Annotated in this window: 15 protein-coding genes; 9 read left to right on the forward strand and 6 right to left on the reverse strand. The window is 66.7% G+C overall.

The genetic code is table 11. The annotated features are described in order from the left end of the window. The first annotated feature begins 27 nt into the window (after positions 1-27). The gene (locus IEX50_RS14865; protein WP_229674086.1) at positions 28-2,517 is read left to right on the forward strand and encodes a glycoside hydrolase family 9 protein; all 2,490 of its coding nucleotides are present in this window, start codon (positions 28-30) and stop codon (positions 2,515-2,517) included. A gap of 222 nt (positions 2,518-2,739) precedes the next feature. Here IEX50_RS14865 and IEX50_RS14870 read toward each other — a convergent pair whose 3' ends face one another. Both IEX50_RS14870 and IEX50_RS14875 read right to left on the reverse strand, forming a co-directional pair. Further along, entirely contained in the window at positions 2,740-3,519 is a 780-nt protein-coding gene (locus IEX50_RS14870) for a DeoR/GlpR family DNA-binding transcription regulator (RefSeq protein WP_157176973.1), read from the reverse strand. Continuing rightward, positions 3,516-5,033 carry a glycerol-3-phosphate dehydrogenase gene (locus tag IEX50_RS14875; protein ID WP_157177137.1) on the reverse strand — a complete coding sequence of 506 codons (1,518 nt, stop codon included), beginning with the start codon at positions 5,031-5,033 and terminating at the stop codon, positions 3,516-3,518. Before IEX50_RS14875 ends, IEX50_RS14870 begins: the two co-directional genes overlap by 4 nt. Positions 5,034-5,156: 123 nt before the next feature. Between IEX50_RS14875 and glpK the strand changes: the two genes are divergently transcribed. After that, a complete protein-coding gene (glpK, locus tag IEX50_RS14880; protein ID WP_157176972.1) occupies positions 5,157-6,650 on the forward strand; it encodes a glycerol kinase GlpK in 1,494 nt (497 codons plus the stop codon). A gap of 44 nt (positions 6,651-6,694) precedes the next feature. Here glpK and IEX50_RS14885 read toward each other — a convergent pair whose 3' ends face one another. Continuing rightward, entirely contained in the window at positions 6,695-9,046 is a 2,352-nt protein-coding gene (locus IEX50_RS14885) for a TonB-dependent receptor (RefSeq protein WP_157177136.1), read from the reverse strand. A gap of 199 nt (positions 9,047-9,245) precedes the next feature. Between IEX50_RS14885 and IEX50_RS14890 the strand changes: the two genes are divergently transcribed. The 7 genes from IEX50_RS14890 (at position 9,246) to IEX50_RS14920 (ending at position 21,357) form a co-directional block, all read left to right on the forward strand. After that, positions 9,246-10,910: an alkaline phosphatase D family protein gene (locus tag IEX50_RS14890; RefSeq protein WP_157176971.1), complete on the forward strand. Its 1,665-nt coding sequence runs from the start codon at positions 9,246-9,248 to the stop codon at positions 10,908-10,910. Between the two features lie 67 nt (positions 10,911-10,977). Next, positions 10,978-12,270: a cation:proton antiporter gene (locus tag IEX50_RS14895; RefSeq protein WP_229674087.1), complete on the forward strand. Its 1,293-nt coding sequence runs from the start codon at positions 10,978-10,980 to the stop codon at positions 12,268-12,270. A 59-nt stretch (positions 12,271-12,329) separates the two neighbouring features. Next, positions 12,330-13,643: a Xaa-Pro dipeptidase gene (locus IEX50_RS14900; RefSeq protein WP_157176970.1), complete on the forward strand. Its 1,314-nt coding sequence runs from the start codon at positions 12,330-12,332 to the stop codon at positions 13,641-13,643. Positions 13,644-14,117: 474 nt separating this feature from the next. Further along, complete coding sequence (locus tag IEX50_RS14905) at positions 14,118-15,467, forward strand: class I SAM-dependent methyltransferase (protein ID WP_157176969.1); 1,350 nt, start codon at positions 14,118-14,120, stop codon at positions 15,465-15,467. Positions 15,468-15,638: 171 nt separating this feature from the next. Beyond that, entirely contained in the window at positions 15,639-18,191 is a 2,553-nt protein-coding gene (locus IEX50_RS14910) for a TonB-dependent receptor (RefSeq protein WP_157176968.1), read from the forward strand. Positions 18,192-18,205: 14 nt separating this feature from the next. Continuing rightward, the gene (locus tag IEX50_RS14915) at positions 18,206-19,444 is read left to right on the forward strand and encodes a YdcF family protein (RefSeq protein WP_229674088.1); all 1,239 of its coding nucleotides are present in this window, start codon (positions 18,206-18,208) and stop codon (positions 19,442-19,444) included. Further along, positions 19,441-21,357, forward strand: a complete 1,917-nt coding sequence (locus IEX50_RS14920; RefSeq protein ID WP_229674089.1) for a glycoside hydrolase domain-containing protein — start codon at positions 19,441-19,443, stop codon at positions 21,355-21,357. Before IEX50_RS14915 ends, IEX50_RS14920 begins: the two co-directional genes overlap by 4 nt. 1 nt (position 21,358) lies before the next feature. Here the strand turns inward: IEX50_RS14920 and IEX50_RS14925 are convergent, their stop codons facing one another. From IEX50_RS14925 to IEX50_RS17555, 3 genes are all read right to left on the reverse strand, one after another. After that, entirely contained in the window at positions 21,359-22,024 is a 666-nt protein-coding gene (locus tag IEX50_RS14925; RefSeq protein WP_157176966.1) for a sulfotransferase family 2 domain-containing protein, read from the reverse strand. 94 nt (positions 22,025-22,118) lie between these two features. Next, complete coding sequence (locus IEX50_RS17815; RefSeq protein WP_373285330.1) at positions 22,119-22,328, reverse strand: MmyB family transcriptional regulator; 210 nt, start codon at positions 22,326-22,328, stop codon at positions 22,119-22,121. Continuing rightward, positions 22,256-22,507, reverse strand: coding sequence for a hypothetical protein (locus IEX50_RS17555; protein WP_229674090.1), 252 nt, complete (start codon positions 22,505-22,507; stop codon positions 22,256-22,258). The genes IEX50_RS17815 and IEX50_RS17555 overlap by 73 nt, the downstream gene beginning before the upstream one ends. Positions 22,508-22,586: the final 79 nt, after the last annotated feature.

Here is a 22,586-nt window from a genome sequence, read left to right on the forward strand (position 1 = left end):
TCGGCGTCGTGAACAGGGGAGATGCGTGTGTCGAAGAGGCTCTTGAGTGGTTTGCTCGCGTCCGTCGGCCTGATGGCCGGCACCGGCATCGTCCACGCCGGTCCGCTGACCGTCACCCCGGCCGAAACGCTCGAGACGCAGGGCCTCACCGTCATCCTCGACCAGAACCCGTTCAGCCCGATCTTCTTCGATGAAAAGAACGCCGGCATCCAGATCGTCCTGCACGGCGATCGGATCGCCACCGACGGTGCGGTCCGGCTCGACCGGACCCCGGAACAATGGGCCCCCGTCCCCGCCTTCGTCAGCCGCACGCGCGGGACCGAGCCCAACCAGATCGTCGTCCGTTCCGCCTACAAGGACGTCAATCTCAACTATGTCGTCAAGGTGACCGCGGAGGGTGAAGGCTTCCGCATCGCGGTCGATCTCGACCAGCCGCTGCCCGCCGCCCTCGCCGGCAAGGCGGGCTTCAACCTCGATTTCCTGCCGACCGCTTATTTCGGCAAGAGCTATCTGATGGACACGGCCCCCGGCCTGTTCCCGCGCCACCCCACCGGCCCGATGGCCAAGGACGGGTCCGGCGATCCGCTGCCGCTCGCGTCGAACGGCAAATCGCTGACGCTCGCGCCCGAGGACCCCGTCACCCGCGTCACGATCACCTCCGACAACGCGCCGCTGTCGCTCTACGACGCGCGCAACCGCGCGCAGAATGGCTGGTTCGTCGTCCGCTCGCTGATCCCGGCGGGTGCGAAGGAGAACGCGATCGTCTGGCATGTTCGCCCGAATGTCGTGAAGAACTGGGTCCGCCCGCCGGTCGTCTCGTTCAACCAGGCCGGCTATACCCCCGGCCGCCGCAAGATCGCGCTGATCGAACTCGACCCGAACTTCAAGGGTCCGGGCGAAGCGGAACTGGTCAAGCTGACCGCCGACGGCCGGAAGCAGCCCGTGTTCCGCGCCAAGACCCAGTCACGCGGCCGCTGGACGCGCTACGACTATGCCGCGTTCGACTTCTCGTCCGTGCGTGAACCCGGCGTCTACGCCATCTCCTACGCGGGTGCGACGACCAACCCGTTCCGCATTTCGCCCGACGCCTATGGCCGCATCTGGCAGACCTCACTCGACACGTTCATTGCCGGGCAGATGGACCATGTCGGCATCCGCGAACAACATCGCGTCTGGTCCGCCCCCTCCCACCTCGACGACGCGCGTCAGGCCCCGCCGAACATCACCCACTTCGACGGCTACAAGATGGGCGCTAGTCTCGACTCCCCGTTCAAGGCGGGCCAGCACATCCCCGGCCTCGCGGTCGGCGGGTTCCAGGACGCGGGCGACTACGACATCCAGACCCCGGAAAACGCCTCGGTCGTGCGCGATCTCGTCTGGGCGCGCGAATTGTTCGGACTCGACTGGGACGAAACCAGCGTCGACGAAGCCGCCCGCGCGGTCGAGATCCGCAAACCAGACGGCGTCGAGGATGCCGTCCAGCAGATCCGCCACGGCACGCTTCAGCTGCTCGCGCAATACAAGGTGTTCGGCCACGCCATCGTCGGCATCGTCGATCCGGCACTCCGCCAATATGCCCATCTCGGCGACGGCGGGTCGCAGACCGACAACCTCACGTACGACCCACGCCTGAAAGCAACCGAGAAGAAGCTCGCCACGTCCGGCGCGCAGGACGATCGCTGGGCATTCACCACCGACCTGCCGGCCAACAACCTGATCGTCGCGGGCGCGCTCGCGGGGTCCAGCCGTGCGCTCCAGGCAAGCGACCCGACGATGGCGGCCGAGGCACTCGCCGCCGCCAAGGCGCTCTGGACCAAGCAGCAGCGCGGCACCGCGCAGGCCGGCGACGGTCGCGACGACTCCTCCTCGCGCCGCTCGCCCGACGCGGCCAACGTGTCGGCCACGATCGAACTGTTGATCACCACCAAGGGCGACAAGCTCTACGCCGATCGCCTCCGCCAGCTGATGCCGGTGATCCAGCAAAACTTCCAGTGGCTCGGCGGTCCCGCGGTCCGCGCGATCCCTTTCATGGATGCAGGCTACCGCGCGCAGCTCGAACCGCTGGTCCGCGCGATGATAGCCAAGGTCGATCAGGACATGACGAAGAACCCGTTCGGCGTTCCGATCAGCGACGGCGCATGGGCGGGATCGAACCAGGTCGCCAGCTTCGGCACGACGATGTACCTACTGCACAAGGCGTTCCCGGTGATCGTCGGCACGGACCATACGCTCAACGCGATCGACTATGTCCTCGGGCGCCACCCCGCCAACAACCTGTCGCTCGTGTCTACGGTCGGCACCCAGTCGAAACTGATCGGCTACGGCCACAACCGCGCGGACTACAGCTTCATTCCGGGCGGCATGGTGCCCGGCGTGCTGATCGTCAAACCGGACTTCCCCGAACTGAAGACCGACTGGCCGTTCCTGTGGTTCGAAAACGAATACACGGTCAGCACCACCTCCGCCTACATCCTCGCCGCCCGCGCCGCGATGGCCGTCACGGCGGAGACGCCGTAAGGCGGCGGGGAGGGTGGAACCGAAACCGGATCCACCCTCCCTCGTTCGTGCTGAGTAGAGGCCGAGTAGTGCCCTCGGCGCGTATCGAGGGCTCGTATCAAAGCAAAAGGCGCGCCCTTCGATACGAGCCCCCGCCCCCCAAACCGCCCGTCCCGACCGCAGTCGGAAACCCTTCGAGCGCAGCCGAGAAGCCAACAGCCCCTCACCCCTAACGCTTAATGATCATCCCCCAGTCTCGACTACCTGAACGCCCGCCTCGCGACACACCCCGCGCAACGCATCCGGCAACCGGTCCGTCACCAGCCAGTCGATCTCCTCAAGGCTGCCGATCCGCACCGGCGCCGGCCGGTCGAACTTCGACGAGTCCACCGCCAGGATCACCTTGCGCGCATTCTGTATGATCGTGCGCGACACATGCACCTCGTCTACGTCGAAATCGAGAAAGTCGCCGTCCGCCGCGATCGCCGACGCACCGATCAGTGCGATGTCGACCTTGAACCCGCGGATGAAATCCATCGCGATCGCCCCCACCACCGCCCGGTCGCTTGGCCGCACGCGCCCGCCTGCGGCGATCACCTCGATCCCCGGCCGATCCGCTAGGATGTCCACGACGTTCAGGTTGTTGGTGATCACCATCAGCCGGCGTCGATCGACGAGGTGCCGCGCGATCGCCTCCGTCGTCGTCCCGATGTTGATGAACAGGCTCCCCCCGTCCCCGACCAGCGCGGCGGCGGCCGCCCCGATCGCCGACTTCGCGGCCGCCGCGATCTCGCGCCGCTCAGCATAGGCCAGCGTGTTCGTGCCCGACATCGCCATCGCACCGCCATGGACGCGGGTGATCAGCGCACGCCGCTCGAGCTGCGTCAGGTCCTTGCGGATCGTCTGCGGCGTGACACCCAAAGTCGTGGCGAGCGCCTCCACCGAAACGCTGCCCGCCCCTTCCGTGATCGCGACGATCCGCGCGTGACGCGCCACGACCTCCACGGCCCCCGTCTCGATCATGCCGCGACGGCGGACCGCTGGCCCAAATACGCGTCCAGCCGCTCCGCCGTCCCGGTCGGCACATGCAGTCCCAGCTTGCTCCGCCGCCAGAGAATATCCTCCACCGTCCGCGCCCATTCGTTCGCGACGAGGTAGTCGACCTCCGCCACGTGCAGCCCACCGCCCAGATCGTCGCCGAGGTCCGCGACGCTGCGTGCCTCCCCCAGGATCGCACTCACCCGCGTTCCGTACGCCCGCGCCAGCCGCCGCAGCAGGGCCAACGGGATGGCCGGATACCGCACCTCCACCCCGCCCAGGAACCGCTCGAAATCCGCATCCGGCATGTCCCCGCCAGGCAATGCCGCCCCCGCGGTCCAGGCCTGCCCGGCATTCTGCAGGAACGGCGCCAGCTCCCGCATTGCATGCTCGGCCAACTTGCGGTACGTCGTGATCTTGCCGCCGAAGATGCTCAGCATCGGCGCGCGATCCTCGCCCGCATCGACGTCCAGCACATAGTCGCGCGTCACCGCCGACGCGTTCGCCGACTTGTCGTCGTAAAGCGGCCGGATCCCGGAATAGCTCCACGCGATGTCCGCCTCCGTCACCGGCCGCGCGAAATAACGCGCAATCGTATCGAGCAGATACTTCGTCTCGCCCGCACCGATCTCTGCCTTGCCGGGCGCCTCGCCCCACGCCTCGTCCGTCGTGCCGACCAGCGTGAACTTCCCCTCATACGGGATCGCGAACACGATCCGCCGGTCGTCGTTCTGAAGCATGAACGCATGGTCGCCGTCGTAAAGCTGCGGCACCACGATATGGCTTCCCTTCACCAACCGCACGCCGCGGTCGTTGCGGCAGCCGCTCGTCCGGCCGAGCACGTCGGCCACCCATGGCCCCGCCGCATTCACCAGCACGCGCGCTTCGATCTGCCGCGTCAGCCCGTCCGCATCGGTGACGTCCGCGGTCCAGCCGGTCGCCGACCTTTGCGCCCCCGTCAGCCGCGCCCGCGTCCGGATCGTCGCGCCCCGCTCCGCCGCATCCAGCGCGTTGAGCGCGACCAGCCGACTGTCCTCCACCCAGCAATCCGAATAGACGAACGCCTTGCCGCCACGCGGCGACAGCCCCGCCCCGAACGGCGAGCTTGCCAGCTTCACCGTCTCGGTCCCCGGCAACTTCTCCCGCCCGCCCAGATGATCGTACAGGAACAGCCCGAGCCGCACGATCCACGCCGGCCGCGGCGACTGGTTCTGCGGCAGGACAAACCGCAGCGGCCAGATGATATGCGGCGCCATGCCCCACAATCGCTCGCGTTCGATCAGCGCCTCGCGCACCAGCCGGAACTCGTAATATTCCAGGTAGCGCAGCCCGCCATGGATCAGCTTGGTCGATGCCGACGACGTATGGCTCGCCAGATCGTCCTGCTCGACCAGCAGCACCGACAACCCGCGCCCCGCCGCATCGCGCGCGATTCCCGTGCCGTTGATACCCCCGCCGACGATCAGCAGGTCCACGGGTCCGCTCGGCCACTGGTCCATCGCGCTCAGTCCTGTCATTTAATTGCCTCGGCTCGTAGCACCAACGCGCAGCGAACGAAACAGTTGACGTTCATTCGAAACCGGTCGAACCTTCGTCCGAAAGCAGAAGGCGGAGAGGAACCCATGGCCAAGACGCACATCCTGGTCATCGATCAGGGCACCACATCGACGCGCAGCATCGTGTTCGACGGTGCCGCCCGCCGCATCGCGATCGCGCAGGCCGAATTTCAGCAGCATTATCCCGAACCCGGCTGGGTCGAACATGACCCGGAGGACATCTGGCGCGATGCGGTCGCCACTGCGCGCGACGCGCTCGCGCGCAGCGGGATCGCCGCGGCCGACGTCGCGGCGATCGGCATCACCAACCAGCGTGAAACCGCGGTGGTGTGGGACCGCGCGACCGGCGTGCCGATCCACCGCGCGATCGTCTGGCAGGACCGCCGCGGTGCCGCGCGTTGCCAGGAACTGCGCGCGGACGGCGCGGAGGACCTCGTCCGCGCCCGCACCGGCCTCGTCATCGACCCCTATTTTTCCGCAACCAAGATCGCCTGGATCCTCGACAATGTCGCCGGTGCCCGCGCGCGGGCCGAGCGCGGCGAACTGGCGTTTGGGACGATCGACAGCTTCCTGCTCTGGCGGCTGACCGGCGGCCAAGTCCACGCGACCGACGTCACCAACGCCTCGCGCACGATGCTCTACGATATCCATGAGCAGGCCTGGGACGCCGAACTGTGCCGCCTGCTCCGCGTGCCGGCGTCGATGCTGCCCGCGGTCCACGACAACGCGCATCTCTACGGCACGACCACGCCCGACCTGTTCGGCGCCGCGATCCCGGTCGCGGGCATTGCGGGCGATCAGCAGGCGGCGCTGTTCGGCCAGGCCTGCTTCGCGCCCGGTACCGCCAAATCGACCTACGGCACCGGCTGCTTCATGCTGCTCAACACGGGGGAGAAGGCCGTAGCGTCCGAACACCGGCTGCTCACCACCCCGGCCTACCGGATCGACGGCCGGATCGTCTACGCGCTGGAAGGGTCGATCTTCGTCGCCGGCGCGGCGGTCAAATGGCTGCGTGACGGGATCGGCGTCATCACCCACGCCAGCCAGACGGACGATCTCGCCACCCGCGTGCCGGACAATCACGGCGTCTACATGGTCCCGGCCTTCGCCGGCCTCGGCGCGCCGCATTGGGACGCCGACGCGCGCGGCGCGATCTACGGCCTGACGCTCGGCGCCGGGGCCGGCCACCTCGCCCGCGCCGCGCTGGAGGCGGTCGCGTTCCAGACGATGGACCTGATCGATGCTATGGCCGCGGACGGCGGCGGCCGCCCGGCCATGCTGCGCGTCGACGGCGGGATGGCGGCCAACGACTGGCTCTGTCGCTTCCTGGCGGACATGATCGACACGCCCGTGGAACGACCGGCCGATCTGGAGACCACGGCACGCGGCGCGGCCTTCCATGCGGGCCTCGCGACCGGCGTCTGGTCGGGGCTCGACCAGCTGTCGCAACTCTGGTCGCAGGACCGTTGTTTCGAACCGTCGATGTCCGATACGGTCCGCGCTCCGCTCGCTGCGGGGTGGCACGACGCCGTAAAACGCACGCTCAGCACGCCCCTCTGACCCCCTCCCCGCCACCCCGATCGGCGGCGGGAGGGGTGGAACGACTAGAACTTCACGCCGACTTCCATGCCGTAGAAGCGCGGTTCGCCCGCAATATAGGTCGGCACGCCGAGGCCACCGCCCGTATTGCCCGCATCGATCAGATACTTCTTGTCGGTCAGGTTCCGCGCGAACCCGCTGAGCGTCCAGCGTGCGCCCGGCCCCTCGATACCCGCCCGCACGTTCACCAGCGTATACTGGTCCGTCGAAATCGCCTCGTTATTCGGCAGTTCGAAGAACACCTTGCTCTGGTAAGTCACCGACGGCGTCGCGAACAGCGTCAGCGACCCCGCAGGCACGCGCATCGTCACGCCACCGGCCGCCTCATATTTCGGCTGCAGCCGGAACCGGTCGCCCGAGAACGCGCCGAACCGCGTATCCTTGTCGATCCCGCCATCGATATAGCCGAAGTTCCCGAACACGGTCAGGAACGACGCCAGCCGCACCGTCGCGTCGGCCTCGAACCCCAGATTCTGCGCGGTGCCCGCGCTCTGCGTCGTCGTGACGCCGGCGTTCGTCACCGAAACCTGGAAGTCGTCATACTTTTGCAGGTACACCGCTGCCGATGCCGTGACCGGGCCGACCGACCCCTTCACGCCGGCTTCGTAATTCCAGACCGTCTCCTCCCCGACCGGCTGAAGCCGTGGGCTCACAGTCGTCCCGACCGTGACCGCATCGAGCTGCACCACCGGCGAACGGCGCCCCTTGGCGACCGTGGCATAGGCGTTCACGCTGTCGGTCAGGCGGTAGAGGATGTTGAACCGCGGCAGCACCGCCGCGAACGAATCCTCCGCGCGGTACGTCACGCCGTTCGTGTTGCTCGTCCCCAGCAGACTGGCCCGCGCGATCGTCGAGTTCGGCGCCACGCTAGAATAACCGCTGCGGCGCTTCTCGATCAGCACGCGCGCACCGGCGGTCAGCTCCAGCGCGGGCGTCGGAATATAGGTCACGTCGCCGAACGCGGAATAGGTGTCGTTCCGCCCGCTGTTCTGGAACGTCGAGGAGTAAGGGGCGGTGGTCAGCGCCCCGCCGGTCAGGACCGACGTCGCCCGCGTCGCAGGGATCGTCCCCGCCGCGGTCACACAACCAGTGCCGGTCGGAATACCCGCCGCGTTCAGGATGTTGCGCACGCCGGCGAAAAGTGGGTTTACCGAACAGGCCAGATACGTGCCCTCCTCGGTCGAGAACGGCACGCGCTGGAAACCCTTTTCAAAGAACGCATTCGCCCCGACGAACGCGCGCCAATGGTCATCGGTGTAGGACAGCCGCGTCTCGTGGCTATACTGCTTGCCGCGCGCTTCTTCCGCGAATTCCAAGTAGAACACGCTCGCGCCGTCGGCATCGAACACTTCGTTTGCGTTGAATTCGCGGTACCCGTTGACCGTGGTCAGCGTCACGCCGTCGCCCACGTCCCACGCGAGCGTGAAGTTCGCATCATATACGTTGCGCTTCAGCCCGAGCCGGCGCGCGCCCAGCACGCTCTCGCTGTACGGCGAACCGGACAGTTCGGCCGGTCCGTAATCGTCGAACGGCTTGCCGCCGAACCCGCCGGTGGGCGCGAACGCGCGCGATTTGAACGCGGTGCCTGGGTTACGCTGCCCGTCATAGGTTAGCACGAGGTCGGCGGTGACCGCATCGGACGGCCGGTAGCGCAACGAAGCACGTACGCCGCGCTGGTCCTGCCCGTTCAGGTCGCGCTGGTCGACCTGCCCCTGGTTCTGGTTCGGGACATCTGGATCGCCCGCGATGTTCCGCACATACCCGCGACGCTTCTTGTACGCGAAGGCAATCCGCCCGGCGATCATATCGTTGCCGGCGTTCAGGTAACCAGACGCCAGATACCGATTGAAATTGCCGTAGCCACCCGACAGCGCACCGGAGAAACCCGGTTCCGGCTTAGCGGAAATGATGCTGATCGCGCCGATCGCGGCCGCGGTGCCGAACAGCGTCGCCTGCGGCCCCTTCACCACCTCGACCCGCTCCAGGTCGTACAGGTCCTGATACGCCCCGCGCGACCGGCTGATATCGACACCGTTATAGTAGAGCGTCACGCGCGCGCCCTGCTGCGACGATCCGTTGTCCGACGTGATGCCGCGGATGACGAAGCCCGGATTGTTGGCGCTTTGCTCCTGGATGGTCAGGCCGGGGACATAGGCCGCCAGCTCGTCGAGCTCGGACACGCCGATCGCGCGCATCGTCTCGCCGGTCAGTGCGGTGACGGTCAGCGGCACGTCGGCGATCTTCTGCTCCGTCTTCTGCGCGGTGACGACGATATCGCCGAACGCCGCATCCTCGGCACCGTCGGTGGGCGCCGCAACAGCTTGCGCGAACAAGGTCGACGGCGTCCAGGCAAGCATGATGGCCAGCGCAAAGCGTGAAACAGACACAATATTTCCCCCATGTAATATCGTCGCGCTAGGGTTACCGGATGGCGTTCGCATGACGGGCCGGGGTCGGCGGCATGACGGCGCGGTGACGAAACGGTTACGACGGCTGCAACCATAACGTCGCATACGCCACCTATCGCGCGGTGATCCCAGACACAGGAATGACCGCATGACCGTCGACCGCCGCACCGCGTTGAGCCTGATCGGCGTGGGAACCACGCTCGCCGCACCGGGCGTCGCAACCGCCGCCGCCTCGTCCGCCGTCACCTTCGTCCACGGCGTCGCGAGCGGTGATCCAACCACCGGCGGCGCGATCCTCTGGACGCGGGCCACCCCGTCCGTCGCGGGCCACGCCGGCGACATCCCGGTCGTCTGGACCGTCACGGACGGTGAAGGTGCTGCCCCAGTCGCGACCGGCCGCGCCGTTGCCCGCGCCGCGCGCGACTTCACGGTCAAGGTCGAGCCGAAGGGCCTGAAGCCCGGCCACGAATACAGCTTTTTCTTCACCGCGGCCGACGGCACGAAATCCCCGGTCGGCCGCTTCCGCACTCTGCCGGTCGGCGCGGTGCAGGACGCAGTGCTCGCGGTCGTCTCGTGCAGCCTCTACAATGGCGGCCTGTTCAATGCCTATGACGCGATCGCCCAAGCGCCGCGCGTCGACGCGGTCGTGCATCTCGGCGACTATATCTACGAATATGGCATCGACGGTTATGGCGGCGAAATCGGCAAGCGCCTCGGCCGCACACTCGATCCGACGCACGAGATCGTGACGCTCGACGATTATCGCCGCCGCCACGCTTGGTACAAGAAGGACGTCGATCTGCAGGCCGCGCACGCCCGGGCCGCATTCATCTGCGTCTGGGACGATCACGAAACCGCCAACGACAGCTGGATCGGCGGCGCGGAAAACCACCAGCCGAACGAAGGCGACTGGGGCAAGCGCAAGGCCGCCGCGATGCAGGCCTATTTCGAATGGATGCCGATCCGCGATCCGATCCCCGGCCGCCCGCACGAGGCGATCAACCGCAGCTTCCAGTTCGGCGACCTCGCCAGCCTGATCATGGTCGAAACGCGCCTGCTGGCGCGCAGCCATCAGGCGGTGTTCAAGAACGAGGTCGCGACGCCCGACCAGTATGACGCCGTCAAGGCCATCCGCGCCAATCCGAAGCGCGAGATGCTGGGCGCGGACCAGGCGCGCTGGCTACAGGGCGAACTGTCAGCGTCGGTCAAGGCGGGCAAGCCGTGGCAGGTGCTCGGCAACCAGGTCGTAATGGCGCGCGTCGCCGGACCCGATCTCGCCAAGGCGCTCGGCGCGCAGACCTATGCCGCCACGATGGCGGCGATGCCCGCGATGTACCGCACGGCGCTCACCGCCGCGGCGGACTCCTTCCGCGCGGGTATCCCGTTCAGCCTCGATTCCTGGGACGGTTACCCCAGGGCACGCGAGCGGCTCTACGCCAGTTTCCAAGCCGCCGGTTCGCGCCCGCTGGTCATTTCGGGCGACAGCCACGCCTTCTGGGCGAACGACCTGTACGACGATGCCCGCCGACTGGTCGCCGCGGAGTTCGGGACGAGCGCCATTACCAGCCCATCCTACGGTAGCCTTTTCCCTAAGGCGAACCTCGGCAAGATCATCGCCGACGCCAACCCGGAGGTCGCGTTCTGCGACCAGAACAACAAGGGCTACATCCTGCTGACCCTGACGCCGCAATCGGCGCGCGGCGACTATCTGGCGATGTCGACGATCATGACGAAGCCCTACACGGTCAACACCGTCGCCACCTACACCGTGTCCGCCGCCGATCGGACGTCGCCGATGCGCGCCGCGACCTGACGGATCGGGCCGCACAGCAATCTGTCCAATGACGCCCCCGATCCGCGCCGCGGGTCGTTAAAGGCGAATGATTCCAGAACACTTGCTGCCCGAACCCTATATCCTGATGCTGACCGGGTTCGGCATTCTCACCGCCGTGGTCGTCTGGCTGCCGCTCGTGCTGCGGAAGCTGCCGCTGTCGCTGCCGATCGTCTGCATCGCGCTCGGCGCTGCGTTGTTCTCGCTGCCGCAGATCACGCTGCGGCCGCTCCCCTGGCTGTATCCGGCGATCACCGAGCGTTTCACGGAATTCGTCGTGATCATCGCGCTGATGGGTGCGGGTCTGAAGATTGACCGGGTATTCAGCTGGCGGGACTGGGCCGTCACCTGGCGCCTCCTCGCCGTCACGATGCCGCTCGGCATCCTGGCGATCACGCTGCTCGCGGCATGGGGCATCGGCCTGCCCTGGGCGATCGCGTTGCTGCTCGCCGCTAGCCTTGCGCCCACCGATCCCGTGCTCGCCGCCGACATTCAGGTCGGCCCGCCCAAGACTGGCGACGAGGACGAGGTCCGGTTCGGACTGACATCGGAGGCCGGGCTCAACGACGGTTTCGCCTTCCCGTTTGTCCACTTGGCGATCGCGCTCGCCACCGTCGCCGCGACGGGCGAACCCTGGTTCGGCGAATGGCTGGGCTATCGCGTGTTCTGGGAAATCGGCGTCGGCGTTGTTGCGGGCTGGGTCATCGGGCGCGCGTTCGGCTGGCTTACCTTCCACGTCTCCGCCGAAACCAAGCTGGTCCAGACCGGCGACGGGCTTATCGCACTCGCGGCGACCTGCGTTTCCTACGGCTTTACCGAGATCGTCCACTGCTACGGCTTCCTCGCCGTGTTCGTCACCGCGCTCACTTTCCGCGGCACGCACCGCGACCACGACTTCCACCACAACATGCATGACGTGACGGAGCAGATCGAACGGCTGGCGATGATGGTCCTGCTGCTGCTGTTCGGCGGCGCGGTGGTCAGTGGGCTGTTCAGCGCCGTCTCGTGGCTCGATGTCGTCGCAGCGATCGTGATCCTGCTCGTCATCCGGCCGCTCACCGGCCTGCTCGGCCTTGCGGGGCTGAAGGCGGACCGGTCGGAGAAACTCACGCTCGCCTTCTTCGGCATCCGCGGGGTCGGGTCGCTCTACTATCTCGCTTATGGCCTGAACCATATGGAGGTCAGCGGCGTCGAGCGGCTCTGGGGCATCGTCGGTCTCGTCATCCTGTTCTCGGTCGTGCTGCACGGCCTGACCGTGACGCCGATCATGCGCTCGCTCGATCGCCAACATGGTCGCGATCCCGATCGCGACGATCCGGTCGCCGCTGCTGCCGCTCCGTAAGGTAAAATAACCGCGCTCTGGGGTTGCCAAGGCGCGGCAATGCCCGGAACATCGCGGTCATGATCCGAACAGCCGCCATCTTCCTCGCCGCCCTCCTCTCCACCGCCGCCCCCGCCGCGACCGTCGTCGTCACCGCCGCCCATATGGTCGACGTGCTGGCCGGGCGGCAGGTCGACAATCCGCAGGTGACGATCGTCGACGGCCGCATCACCAAGGTCGGCCGCCGTGGCGATCCGGTCCCGGCTGGCGCCACCAGCATCGATCTGGGCGGGCGGACGATCCTACCCGGGCTGATCGACATGCACGTCCACCTGACCAGTGATCCGACGCTGTCGGGCTACCGTGGGCTGGAGTTCACCGATGCGTTCTGGACGGTCGTCGGCGTCGCCAATGCGCGCAAGACGATCGATGCCGGCTTCACCACCGTCCGGAACGTCGGCTCGTCCAACTACGACGATGTCGCGCTGAAGCAGGGCGTCGACGGCGGCTACATCCCCGGGCCGCGGATCGTGCCCGCCACCTACGCGCTCGGCGTGACCGGCGGCCACTGCGACGCGACCGAGTTCCCGCCGTCGATCACGGTGCCCAGCCCGCAGATCGCGAACTCACCCGAAAGCTTCCGCGCCGCCGTCCGCACGATCCGCAAATATGGCGCGCAGGTGGTGAAGGTCTGCATGACCGGTGGCGTCCTGTCCAAGACGGACTCGGTCGGCGCGCAGCAGCTCAGCCTGGCCGAGATCTCCGCGGTGGTGGAGGAAGCGCATATGCTCGGCATGCGCGTCGCGGTCCACGCGCACGGCACGGCCGGCATCAACGACGCGCTCCGTGCCGGCGTCGATACGATCGAGCATGCCAGCCTCGCCGACGCGGAAAGCTTCAAGCTCGCCAAGGCGCACGGCGCCTGGTTCGACATGGATATCTACGACGACGACTATATCCTGGCCGAAGGGGCGAAGAACGGCGTCTTCGCCGAAAGCCTGGAGAAGGAACGGATCATCGGCCGCAAACAGCGCGAGACGTTCCGCGCCGCCCATGCCGCCGGCGTGAAGATGCTGTTCGGCACCGATGCCGGCGTCTACCCCAACGGCAACAACGCGCTGCAATTCGCCAAGATGGTCGAATGGGGCATGCGCCCGATCGAGGCGATCCAGGCCGCGACCCGCAACGCAGCCGAAGCCCTCGACAAGACCGCCGACGTCGGCGCACTCGCCCCCGGCCGATACGGCGACCTGATCGCCGTCGAAGGCGACCCGCTCACCGACGTCCGCCAGCTAGAGCATGTCATGTTCGTCATGAAAGCCGGCGAAGTCATGAAGTCGCTCGACGGGCAATCGACTGCCGGACACGGACTGACGAACTCCGCAATCAACTAGGTGAGCAACGCGTTTCTGGGCAGCGTAGACCCGGCGTGGCGCCGAGACATACGGCGGTATCTGCTGGTTGGTATCGGTCACAATAGGTTCTCCCGATTTAGTCAGGTGATCCTATCGGGTGCCGGAAACCAGTTTACCGCCGTCAGCGGCAACGGATAGTTGGAGGTTAGCGATGCAGAGTTTGCCGACGGCGAAACGAAACCCCTCCTTGATTGGCTATGACGCGTCGGGCTGGGCCGGAACTGCATATTCCGGGTAGCGCAGCATCGCCTTGAGAATGAACTGCGCGTCCTGCAACATGCCTTCTGCGTCGGCGCCTCTTCCTTCCCCATTTCGTTGAGCGGATAAACAAGCTGCACCGCTGAGACGTCACTTCTCAAACACTTATTCACCGGGGGCGCGTAACGGACTTGTCATCCGCCGCTTCTAGTCCGAGTGTAGGACGTGGCTGATAGGAGCCCGGCGGGGGCGTCAATGATTATTGAGGAACAGCGCGAATTGAGGCCGTTCGGCCTATGGCCGGACGTATCGAGCGCAATTACCGGGCTCGGCGGCAGCGGCGGAGCTACGGACACGACCTACGTTTTCCACTCGGACTATGTGACCACGCGCGCCGGACTTGTGACCTTTTCGGGGCGCTTCCACGATCTGCGGGCCACCAAGGGGAAGCTTCGCATTCGCGTTCGGGCGATGCCCTACGGGTCCGAAGCCTCGACCACGGCCAAGACAATGGTGCTGCGGCTGACGGACGTGGCCGCGCAGGACGGCCGCTGGAGCGTCACGCTGAACGCCAAGCCCGGCTACTACCATGCCATCATGGGTCGGCTGGTCGAGGACACAGACGCCGCCGCAACGAAGCTGAGCATCGACTGCGATGGCTGGGGTGACGGATCGGCGCACAAGGCGAAGATGCTCGACGCGAAGAAGACGGTGTTTGCGCGCGGTTCCGTCGTAGGTCGGAGCTGGTGGGGCAGGCCCTCGCCGGTCGACCAGGTCGGACTGATTTCCAGCGAACCGGCGACGATCGCCGAGCCGGCGTCGCAGATGTGCACCGGCAACCAGATGGAGGAACCGGCCTATCGAGCGTGGCTGGACAAGCTGGGCATGGGGGTTCACTGGCACCGCAAGCAATGGGAAGTCGTCTACATCATGGCGGTACTCGAAGCGCAGGGGATGCTGCGCCCGGGGTCCCGCGGACTGGGCTTCGGCTGCGGTGCCGAATGTTTCCCCTCCTACTTCGCGTCACTCGGCTGCGAAATCCTGGCGACCGACATGCCGGTCGGGCATCAGCAGCTGGCGGGTTGGCTCAACACCGGCCAGCACAGCACCGCGATCGAACAGCTCCACTGGCCATCTTTGTGCGATGCCGAGACGCACGCGAAAAACGTCTCGTTCCGGCCGGTCGATATGAACGCGATGCCGGACGACCTGCGCGGCTTCGACTTCTGCTGGTCAGCCTGCGCGTTCGAGCATCTCGGGTCGATCGAGGCGGGACTGCGTTTCATTCACCAGGCGGTCGATCGGCTGCGCCCCGGCGGGGTTGCAGTCCACACGACCGAGCTGAACCTGTCGTCCGACACCGCGACCGTCGACAATGAGAGCACCGTGCTGTTCCGCCGCCGCGACATGGAACGGCTCGCGCTCGAACTCACCGCAGCCGGCCATCATGTCCTCCCGCTAAAATACGATGCGGGCGATCGACCGCTCGATCTGCACATCGACGTCCCGCCGTTCGCGCAGACGAACCACCTCAAGATCGCGTTGCGGCAGTTCGTAACGACGTCGTTCGGGATTGCGGTGATCCGCGGGCCGGACGTTCGATAAGGAAGCCGGTTCGCTCAAACGTCGGCGCACGAACCGCTCGCCATCGTGAGCAGACCGCCCTCTACGACCGAACGTCCGCCGGAAGTCCGGTGTGCTTCAAGTTCGTAGGCATGTCACCGGACTGTAGCGCAGGCCCCATAGAGGCCCCCCATCCAAGTGGGGGGATTTCCGATGCAGGTCGCACGTTCGCGAGCTTTCGCTCTTTCGTTTCTGTCGTCCGTCAGTGTGCTCGCATGCGTGCCCGGGGCGGCCCATGCGCAGGAGGCCGCAGCCACCACTCCGCCCGCGACCGCGGCTGCGACCCCGGCTGACGTTCAGGCAGAGGCCGAACAGTCCGACATCATCGTGACCGGTACCGCCGCCCGCGCGCAACGCCGGTTCGACGTGTCCTACGCGATCAATTCGCTGTCGCAGGCCGACGTGCAGCAGATCGCACCGAAGAGCTTCGCTGACCTGCTCGGCACCGTCCCCGGTATCCAGGTCGAGGCGACCGGCGGCGAAGTGCAGAACGTCACCCGCGTCCGCGGCATCCCGACGGATCGCGGCTATCTCATCTTCCAGCAAGACGGCCTGCCCCTATATCACGAAATCGACGGGGTTTTCTTCAACTCCGGCGAAGGCATGCACCGCTTCGACCTGATGACCGAACGGGTCGAGATCGTGCGCGGCGGCCCGGCGCCGATCTACGCCAGCAGCGCGGCCGCGATCGCCAACAACATCACCGCGGTCGGCACCGGCGTCGCCCGCGGCAAGGCGCAACTGACGCTCGGCGACACCGGTCTCTACCGGCTCGATGCGATGCAGTCCGGCCCGCTGTCGGAAAACACCTATTTCGCGGTCGGCGGCTTCCTCCGCCACCACGAAGGCTACCGCAAGAGCGGCTTCCCGAGCGACAAGGGCGGCCAGATCCGCGCGAACCTGAAGCATGATTTCAGCAACGGCTTCGTCAAGCTGTCGGGCACCTATGTCAACGATCACAACATCTTCTACCTGCCGATCCCGATCGCCGATCCGCGGAACCCGTCGGTCTCGCTCGATCCGTTCATCGACTATCATCGCGGTACGCTGAACTCGCCGGCGCTGCGCAACGTGAACATCAAGTATCGCGACGGGGCGGGTGTGGTGCAGAACCAGAACCGGGATCTGGCGGACGGGCGGCACATGCGGTTTTTCAACGCTGGACTGCAGTATGAAGGCGATTTCGACGGCTGGCGCGTGTCGGCCAAGACCGGAATCACGAAGGGCAAAAGCAGCTTCGACGCCTTCTACTCGACCACCAATCCGGTCGATGCGGTCACCTACGCGACGGCCACCGGGACCGGCACGAACCTGACCAACGCGCGCGCGGCATTCGGCGCCGGCGTGGCGCGGCTCGGCTATGTCTTCTCCGGCACCAACGGCACGGTCTATGATCCGGCGACCGCGTCCGGCCTCGTCGTGTCGGGCCAGTACCGGATGTCGGAATCGAGCTTCTATTCCGGTCAGGCGGACGTCAGCGTCACCCGGACGATCGAGACAGGCCTCGGCACGCACGAACTGCGCGTCGGCACCTACGGCTCGCTGTACGGTAACACGCTGTTGCAAGCCTATCAGGACATGCTGATCGAGGTGCGCGGCCAGCCGCGGACGCTCGATCTGGTCGCCTATTCCGCGACCGGCGCGGTGTTGGGATCGGTCACGCAGAACGGCGTGCTGCGCTATACTACGACGCTGAACCAAGGCGAGGGCGACGCGAAGATGATCGCGCTCTACGCCAACGACACCTGGGACGTGACCCGCGGCCTGCGGCTCGATTTTGGGATCCGCCAGGAATGGTATGATTATGACGGCTTCGCACTGCCGACCACGCAAGCCGATCTCGGCGATGCGACCACGCTGGCGGACAATACCACCCGCGCCTTCACCGGCGCCGTGATCTCGCAGAAGCTCCAGCCGAAGGCGATGAACTGGACGGTCGGTGCCAACTACGACTTCACCGAGAATTTGGGCGTCTACGGTCGCGTGTCGAACCTGGAAGTCCCGCCGCAGCTCAGCGTCGTGACCAGCATCAATCCGACGATCGTCAAGACGAAGGCGCGTCAGTTCGAGGCGGGCCTCAAGGCCAGCTTCGGCCGCAACTATCTGTATCTCACCGGCTTCTACACCAAGTTCAATCCGTTCAACGCCTCGTTCGCGGCCTTCAACCCGGAAACCGGACGCAACGACCAGTCGCTGCCGTTCATCGGCGAAGCGTCGGTGAAGGGCGTTGAGATCGACGGCCGGCTCGCCCCCACCCGGTGGTTCTCGATCACCGGCTCGGTCACCCGGCAGAATCCGGAATACCGCAACCTGGAAAACACGTCGGGCGCGGATCCGAGTGCGGTCAACGGCAACCAGATCATCCGTGAGGCCAAGTTCTTCGGCAATGTCCGCCCGTCCTTCAATCTGCCCGTCGGCGAAGGCGAACTGGAATTGTTCGGCCGTTACGAATGGGTCGGCCGCCGCTACGTCGATCTGTTCAGCCAGACCGCGATGCCGGGGTACGAAACGCTGGCCGCCGGCGTGGCGCTCGACTGGAAAGCATGGCGGTTCCAGGTCGTGGGTGACAACATCACCAACGCCAAGGGCCTGACCGAGGGCAATACCCGCACCGACCAGTTCGCCGGCCAGGGTTCGGCAGAGGCGATTTACGGCCGCCCGCTGTTCGGGCGCAACGTGCGCTTCATCGTCAGCCGGAGCTGGTAGGAATGCGTCGGCTGATGGGTGCCTGCCTCGCGGCGGTCCTGCTGCTGCTGCCGTCCGTCGGGGCGGTGGCGCAGACTCTGGCAACCTATGCGGTGCCGTATGACGAGACGCTCGAGACGGTCGTCTTCCCGCTGCCCGCGATGATGCGGGCGGCGGACGGCTGGGCTACGGCGCTGCGCCGCGATCCGGTGCTGCGCCGCCTGGCCGCTGACCGGGCCGCGCGCGTGCCCGACAAGCCGTGCGTGCCGACGCCTGTTTGCCAAGCCGATCCCTGGCTCTGGACGGCGGCCGACATCGCGACGGTCGAGACCCGGCTACGGCAACTGGTCCGCGATCCACAACTGGCCGATGCGTTGATGGAGCGCGTGCTGCGCCCCTCGGGCCAGTTCGCGCGCTATAAGAACCTGAACGACGGCGACCTGGTCGCCGCCGCCTGGGCCGGCACGGCCGCCGCGATGAACCACGTCGTCGACGTCTACGCGAAGGGCATTCCGCCGCGTTACCCGCTGATCGACGCGATCATCTTCGACCCGCTGTTGCCGGAATATGGCGAGGTCCTGATCGCCCATGCCGCCGCGGTTGGCGCGCGCGACGGCGACCTGTTCTTCGATCCGGCGCTCCGTTACGCGACCGGCCTGCTGCGCATGAACGAGCGGACCGACGCCGCCAGCCATCGCCCGCTGCTCGGCGGCGAAAATGCCGCGGCGGTACAGGCGGTGGCGCACACCAACTGGAGCGCCACGCCCTACACCGCGCTGCTGGTGTTCGGGCACGGGCCGGAGGACGCCGTGTCGCGCACCGGCGTGATGGGCCATATCCGGCTGGAGATCGCCGCCGACCGTTACAAGCGCGGACTGGCGCCGTTCCTGATCGTGTCCGGTGGCAACGTCCACCCGAACCGGACCGCGTTCAACGAAGCGATCGAAATGAAGCGGCTGCTGATCAGCGACTACGGCATCCCCGCGGACCGGATCCTGATCGAGCCGCATGCCCGCCACACCACGACCAATCTGCGCAACTGCGCGCGGCTCTTGCTGGCGGCCGGCTTCCCCGCGGACCGGCTGGCACTGGTCGTCTCCGATCCGCGCACCATCGTCTATATCGGCGGCGCGGAACTGGCGAAGCGCAACGTCGTCGAAATGGGCGTCCAGCCGGGCACGCTAACGCCGGGGCCCGACCGCTTCTCGCTCCGCTTCGCCCCCGATCCGGTCGCGTTCCAGGTCGACGCCGCGGCGGACCCGCTCGATCCGTGAAACGCCTGCTAATCCTTTTCCTGCTGGCCGCGGCAGTACCGGCGCAGGCGCGCGACGCGGCGCAGACCGTCAACCCGTTCATCGGCACGCTGGCCGACTTCGGGCAGCTCAGCCCGGCCGCGGTGGCGCCTTACGGCATGGTCCAGCTCGGCCCGGACACCAGCCCGGCGAACCACGCCGGCTACGACTATGCCGCCCGGACGCTGCTAGGCTTCTCGCACACCCGCGGCGTGGGCGTCGGGTGCAGCGGCGCGGGCGGCGACGTGCGCGTATCGCTGGGCTACGCCGGGACCGGGCCGGCCTGGTCGATCGACAAGCGCCGCGAGGCCGCCCACGCCGGCTACTACACGGTCGGCTACGGCGACGGCATCATCGCGGCGATGACCGTCACGCGCGGTGCCGGCGTGATCCGCTTCGTGCTGCCGCGCGCCGGACGGATCGACCTGACGGTAGCGTTCGATCAGGGCTATTCCCGCCGCCACGGTGCCGAATGGCGGGCCGCGCCGGACGGCGACCTGCGCGCGAGCTTTAGCGCTGGCACGGTCTGCGACATCGGGCGATATCATCTTCATTCCGCCACCCGCGTATCACACGCCGGCAAGGCGATGGCGTTGCGTTGGGCCGGGACGACGGGCGCCGCCGAGGCCACTGTCGAAGTCCGCAAGGGCGACGTGATCGAGGTTCGCACCGGGCTTTCGTCCGTCGATCCCGCCGCCGCGGCGGCTGTCCGCGACACGGAACTCGGCACGCGGTCGTTTGCCGCCATCGAGTCAGCCAACCGCGCGGAATGGAACCACCAGCTGTCGCGGCTGACCATCGACGGCACCGCCGAGCAGCAGGTCCTGTTCACCACCGCGCTGTTCCGCGTCATGCAATCGCCGGTCGCGATCACCGATCCCGACGGGCGGTTCCGCGGCAGCGACGGCGTCGTCGCGCGGCTGAAGCCCGGCGAGCAGCATTATACGAGCTGGGCGCTGTGGGATAACTACCGCACACAACTGCCGCTGCTGGCGCTCGTCGATCCGGCCCGCGCGGGGGCCATCGCGCGGTCGCTAGTCCGGCTGTACCAGACCGGCAAGCAGCGCTGGAGCACGCAGACCGAACCGTTCCTGACCGTCCGCACCGAACATGCCGGCATCGCCCTGCTCGATTTCCGGCGCAGGGGCATCGTCGATTTTGACGCGCGCGCCGCGCTGGACGGCATGGTCGCCGAAAGCGCGACGCTCGCCCGCAAGACGCCCGACGAGCAGATCGAGGCGGCCTATGACGACTGGGCCATCGCTGAACTGGCGTCCGACCTCGGGAAAGCGGAGGTGTCCCGCCGGTTCCGCGCCAAGGCTCTGGCCTACCGCCCGATGTGGCTCGAAACCTTTGCGACGCTCGGCGCCGACGCGGACGTCGTGCACGCCCGCGGGCTGTATCAAGGGACGCTGGCACAGTATCGCTGGGCACCAGTCTTCGACCTACCGTGGATCGCCGCGACGCTCGGGTCGCGGTTCCGCCCCGAACTCGACCGCTTCTTCGCCGACAATCTGTTCAACATGACGAACCAGCCCGACATCCACGTCCCCTGGCTCTACGCCTTCGCCGGCGATCCTGTTGTCGCAAGGCGGATCGTGAACCGCTACCTGCGCGAACCGGTGCCGCACCGCTACACCAATGCCGGCGTGCGGCCCGAGACCTGGGTCGGGCGCAGCTTCGCGCCCCAGCCGCAGGGCTTCGCCGACGGGATGGACGACGACGCCGGCACGATGTCGGCCTGGTACGTCTGGTCGTCGATCGGCCGCTACCCGCTGGTGCCGGGCACACCCGGCTTCGTCACGATCGCGCCACCCGTCCGCGGTGCGACGTTGTACGTGCCGGGAACGGCACCCGTCAGGCTCGTCCCGACCGGCAACAAAACCGGCAGCTAAGTCACCGCGTCCATTCTTCGTAGAAAGCGATCTCGTCCTTGAGAATGTCCCGCAGAAAAGGCCGTGCCCGGTCAATCTCCTCAAGCGCATCGCCGCCGGATCGCAGCCCACCGACGTTCGACCGCGGCAGCAGGAGTTCGACGTCGAGCATCTGCCCAAGGACGACCGTGAACGCCTCGATCGCGTCCGTCCGCCCGACGAACTCGAAGTCCGCGCGTCTCAGCCCGCGGAAGAAGACGTCCCGATAGAATCCGCCCACCATCGGCAGCCGCGCGAAACCGAGCAGATCGAGCGATTGCTCGTGGAAGTACCGGCGGAGCGGGTTTGCCTGCGCAACCGGCGCCTCACGCCAGAAGAAATAATGCGAGATCAGCCGCTCGACCGGATCCCGCAAGATCGTCACCCAGGCAGCATTTGGCGCCGCCAGTCGATATTTCGCGGCGTGCATGTGCCCGTAGGCGAGCCGCTTCGACGCAAGCAACGTCGCGGCGTCGGCCGCGAAGCGTTCGGCCGTTCCGAGCGGATCGATACTAAAATCCGTAGCCGGGTTGGCCGGGCTGTCGCCGTAGTCGAGGTAGATGAGATCGGGCCCGATCGCGGACGTAACGGCATCGATCAGCGACGTCCCGCCGCATTTCGGGATATGAGGTGAAACGATCTGGACCATGGCGTTTCATGTTCGAACAATCACGTGACGACAACCCGAACATTTGGCAGCTGTACCTAGCGTGCGCCGGAAACCTCGGTCGCGCGACGCGCCATCAAGGACTGGATCCGCTTGGTGGTATCCGCCGTCGTGGGATTTTAGACGATAATCCCGAGGTCGGGATGACCCGTCGGTCGCAAAGGCGGAAAAACTCCAGCTCAATCAGGCCATGCTTCGGATGGTGAATCCGCTTCAGTCCGTCCGCATGTCTTGCGACGTCGTCGTCGTGCCACAGCGCCTCGAACTTTGGGCTGGGCCGCGACAGTTGTTGAGTCGCTCGCGTGGCAGCGTGCCGTCGTCGGTCAGCAGCGTCGCCGCCGCCCCGCCACCGAGGACCGGTTCGACCCGCACCATCCCAATCCGCGGATCGCCTCCGAACTGGCCGGGCAGGCACTGCTCCACACCGGCGTGGATGTCTCGGTCGTACGGCTTTCGCAGATCCACGACACGGTCAAGCAAGGCCTCATCACCCCGTTCGTCGCGATGTCGCGCGCCAAAGGCGAGATGGCGTCTATCGGCGACG

This window comes from Sphingomonas prati (assembly GCF_014643515.1).
GTDB lineage: Bacteria > Pseudomonadota > Alphaproteobacteria > Sphingomonadales > Sphingomonadaceae > Sphingomonas_R > Sphingomonas_R prati.

Bases quoted from the DNA above. Each gene is read 5' to 3' on its own strand.
- IEX50_RS14925 (WP_157176966.1), bottom strand. From the start codon at position 22,024: ATGGTCCAGATCGTTTCACCTCATATCCCGAAATGCGGCGGGACGTCG.
- IEX50_RS14890 (WP_157176971.1), top strand. From the start codon at position 9,246: ATGACCGTCGACCGCCGCACCGCGTTGAGCCTGATCGGCGTGGGAACC.
- IEX50_RS14915 (WP_229674088.1), top strand. From the start codon at position 18,206: ATGGGTGCCTGCCTCGCGGCGGTCCTGCTGCTGCTGCCGTCCGTCGGG.
- IEX50_RS14895 (WP_229674087.1), top strand. From the start codon at position 10,978: ATGATTCCAGAACACTTGCTGCCCGAACCCTATATCCTGATGCTGACC.
- IEX50_RS14905 (WP_157176969.1), top strand. From the start codon at position 14,118: ATGATTATTGAGGAACAGCGCGAATTGAGGCCGTTCGGCCTATGGCCG.
- IEX50_RS14875 (WP_157177137.1), bottom strand. From the start codon at position 5,033: ATGGACCAGTGGCCGAGCGGACCCGTGGACCTGCTGATCGTCGGCGGG.
- IEX50_RS14910 (WP_157176968.1), top strand. From the start codon at position 15,639: ATGCAGGTCGCACGTTCGCGAGCTTTCGCTCTTTCGTTTCTGTCGTCC.
- IEX50_RS14870 (WP_157176973.1), bottom strand. From the start codon at position 3,519: ATGATCGAGACGGGGGCCGTGGAGGTCGTGGCGCGTCACGCGCGGATC.
- IEX50_RS14900 (WP_157176970.1), top strand. From the start codon at position 12,330: ATGATCCGAACAGCCGCCATCTTCCTCGCCGCCCTCCTCTCCACCGCC.
- IEX50_RS14885 (WP_157177136.1), bottom strand. From the start codon at position 9,046: ATGCTTGCCTGGACGCCGTCGACCTTGTTCGCGCAAGCTGTTGCGGCG.
- glpK (WP_157176972.1), top strand. From the start codon at position 5,157: ATGGCCAAGACGCACATCCTGGTCATCGATCAGGGCACCACATCGACG.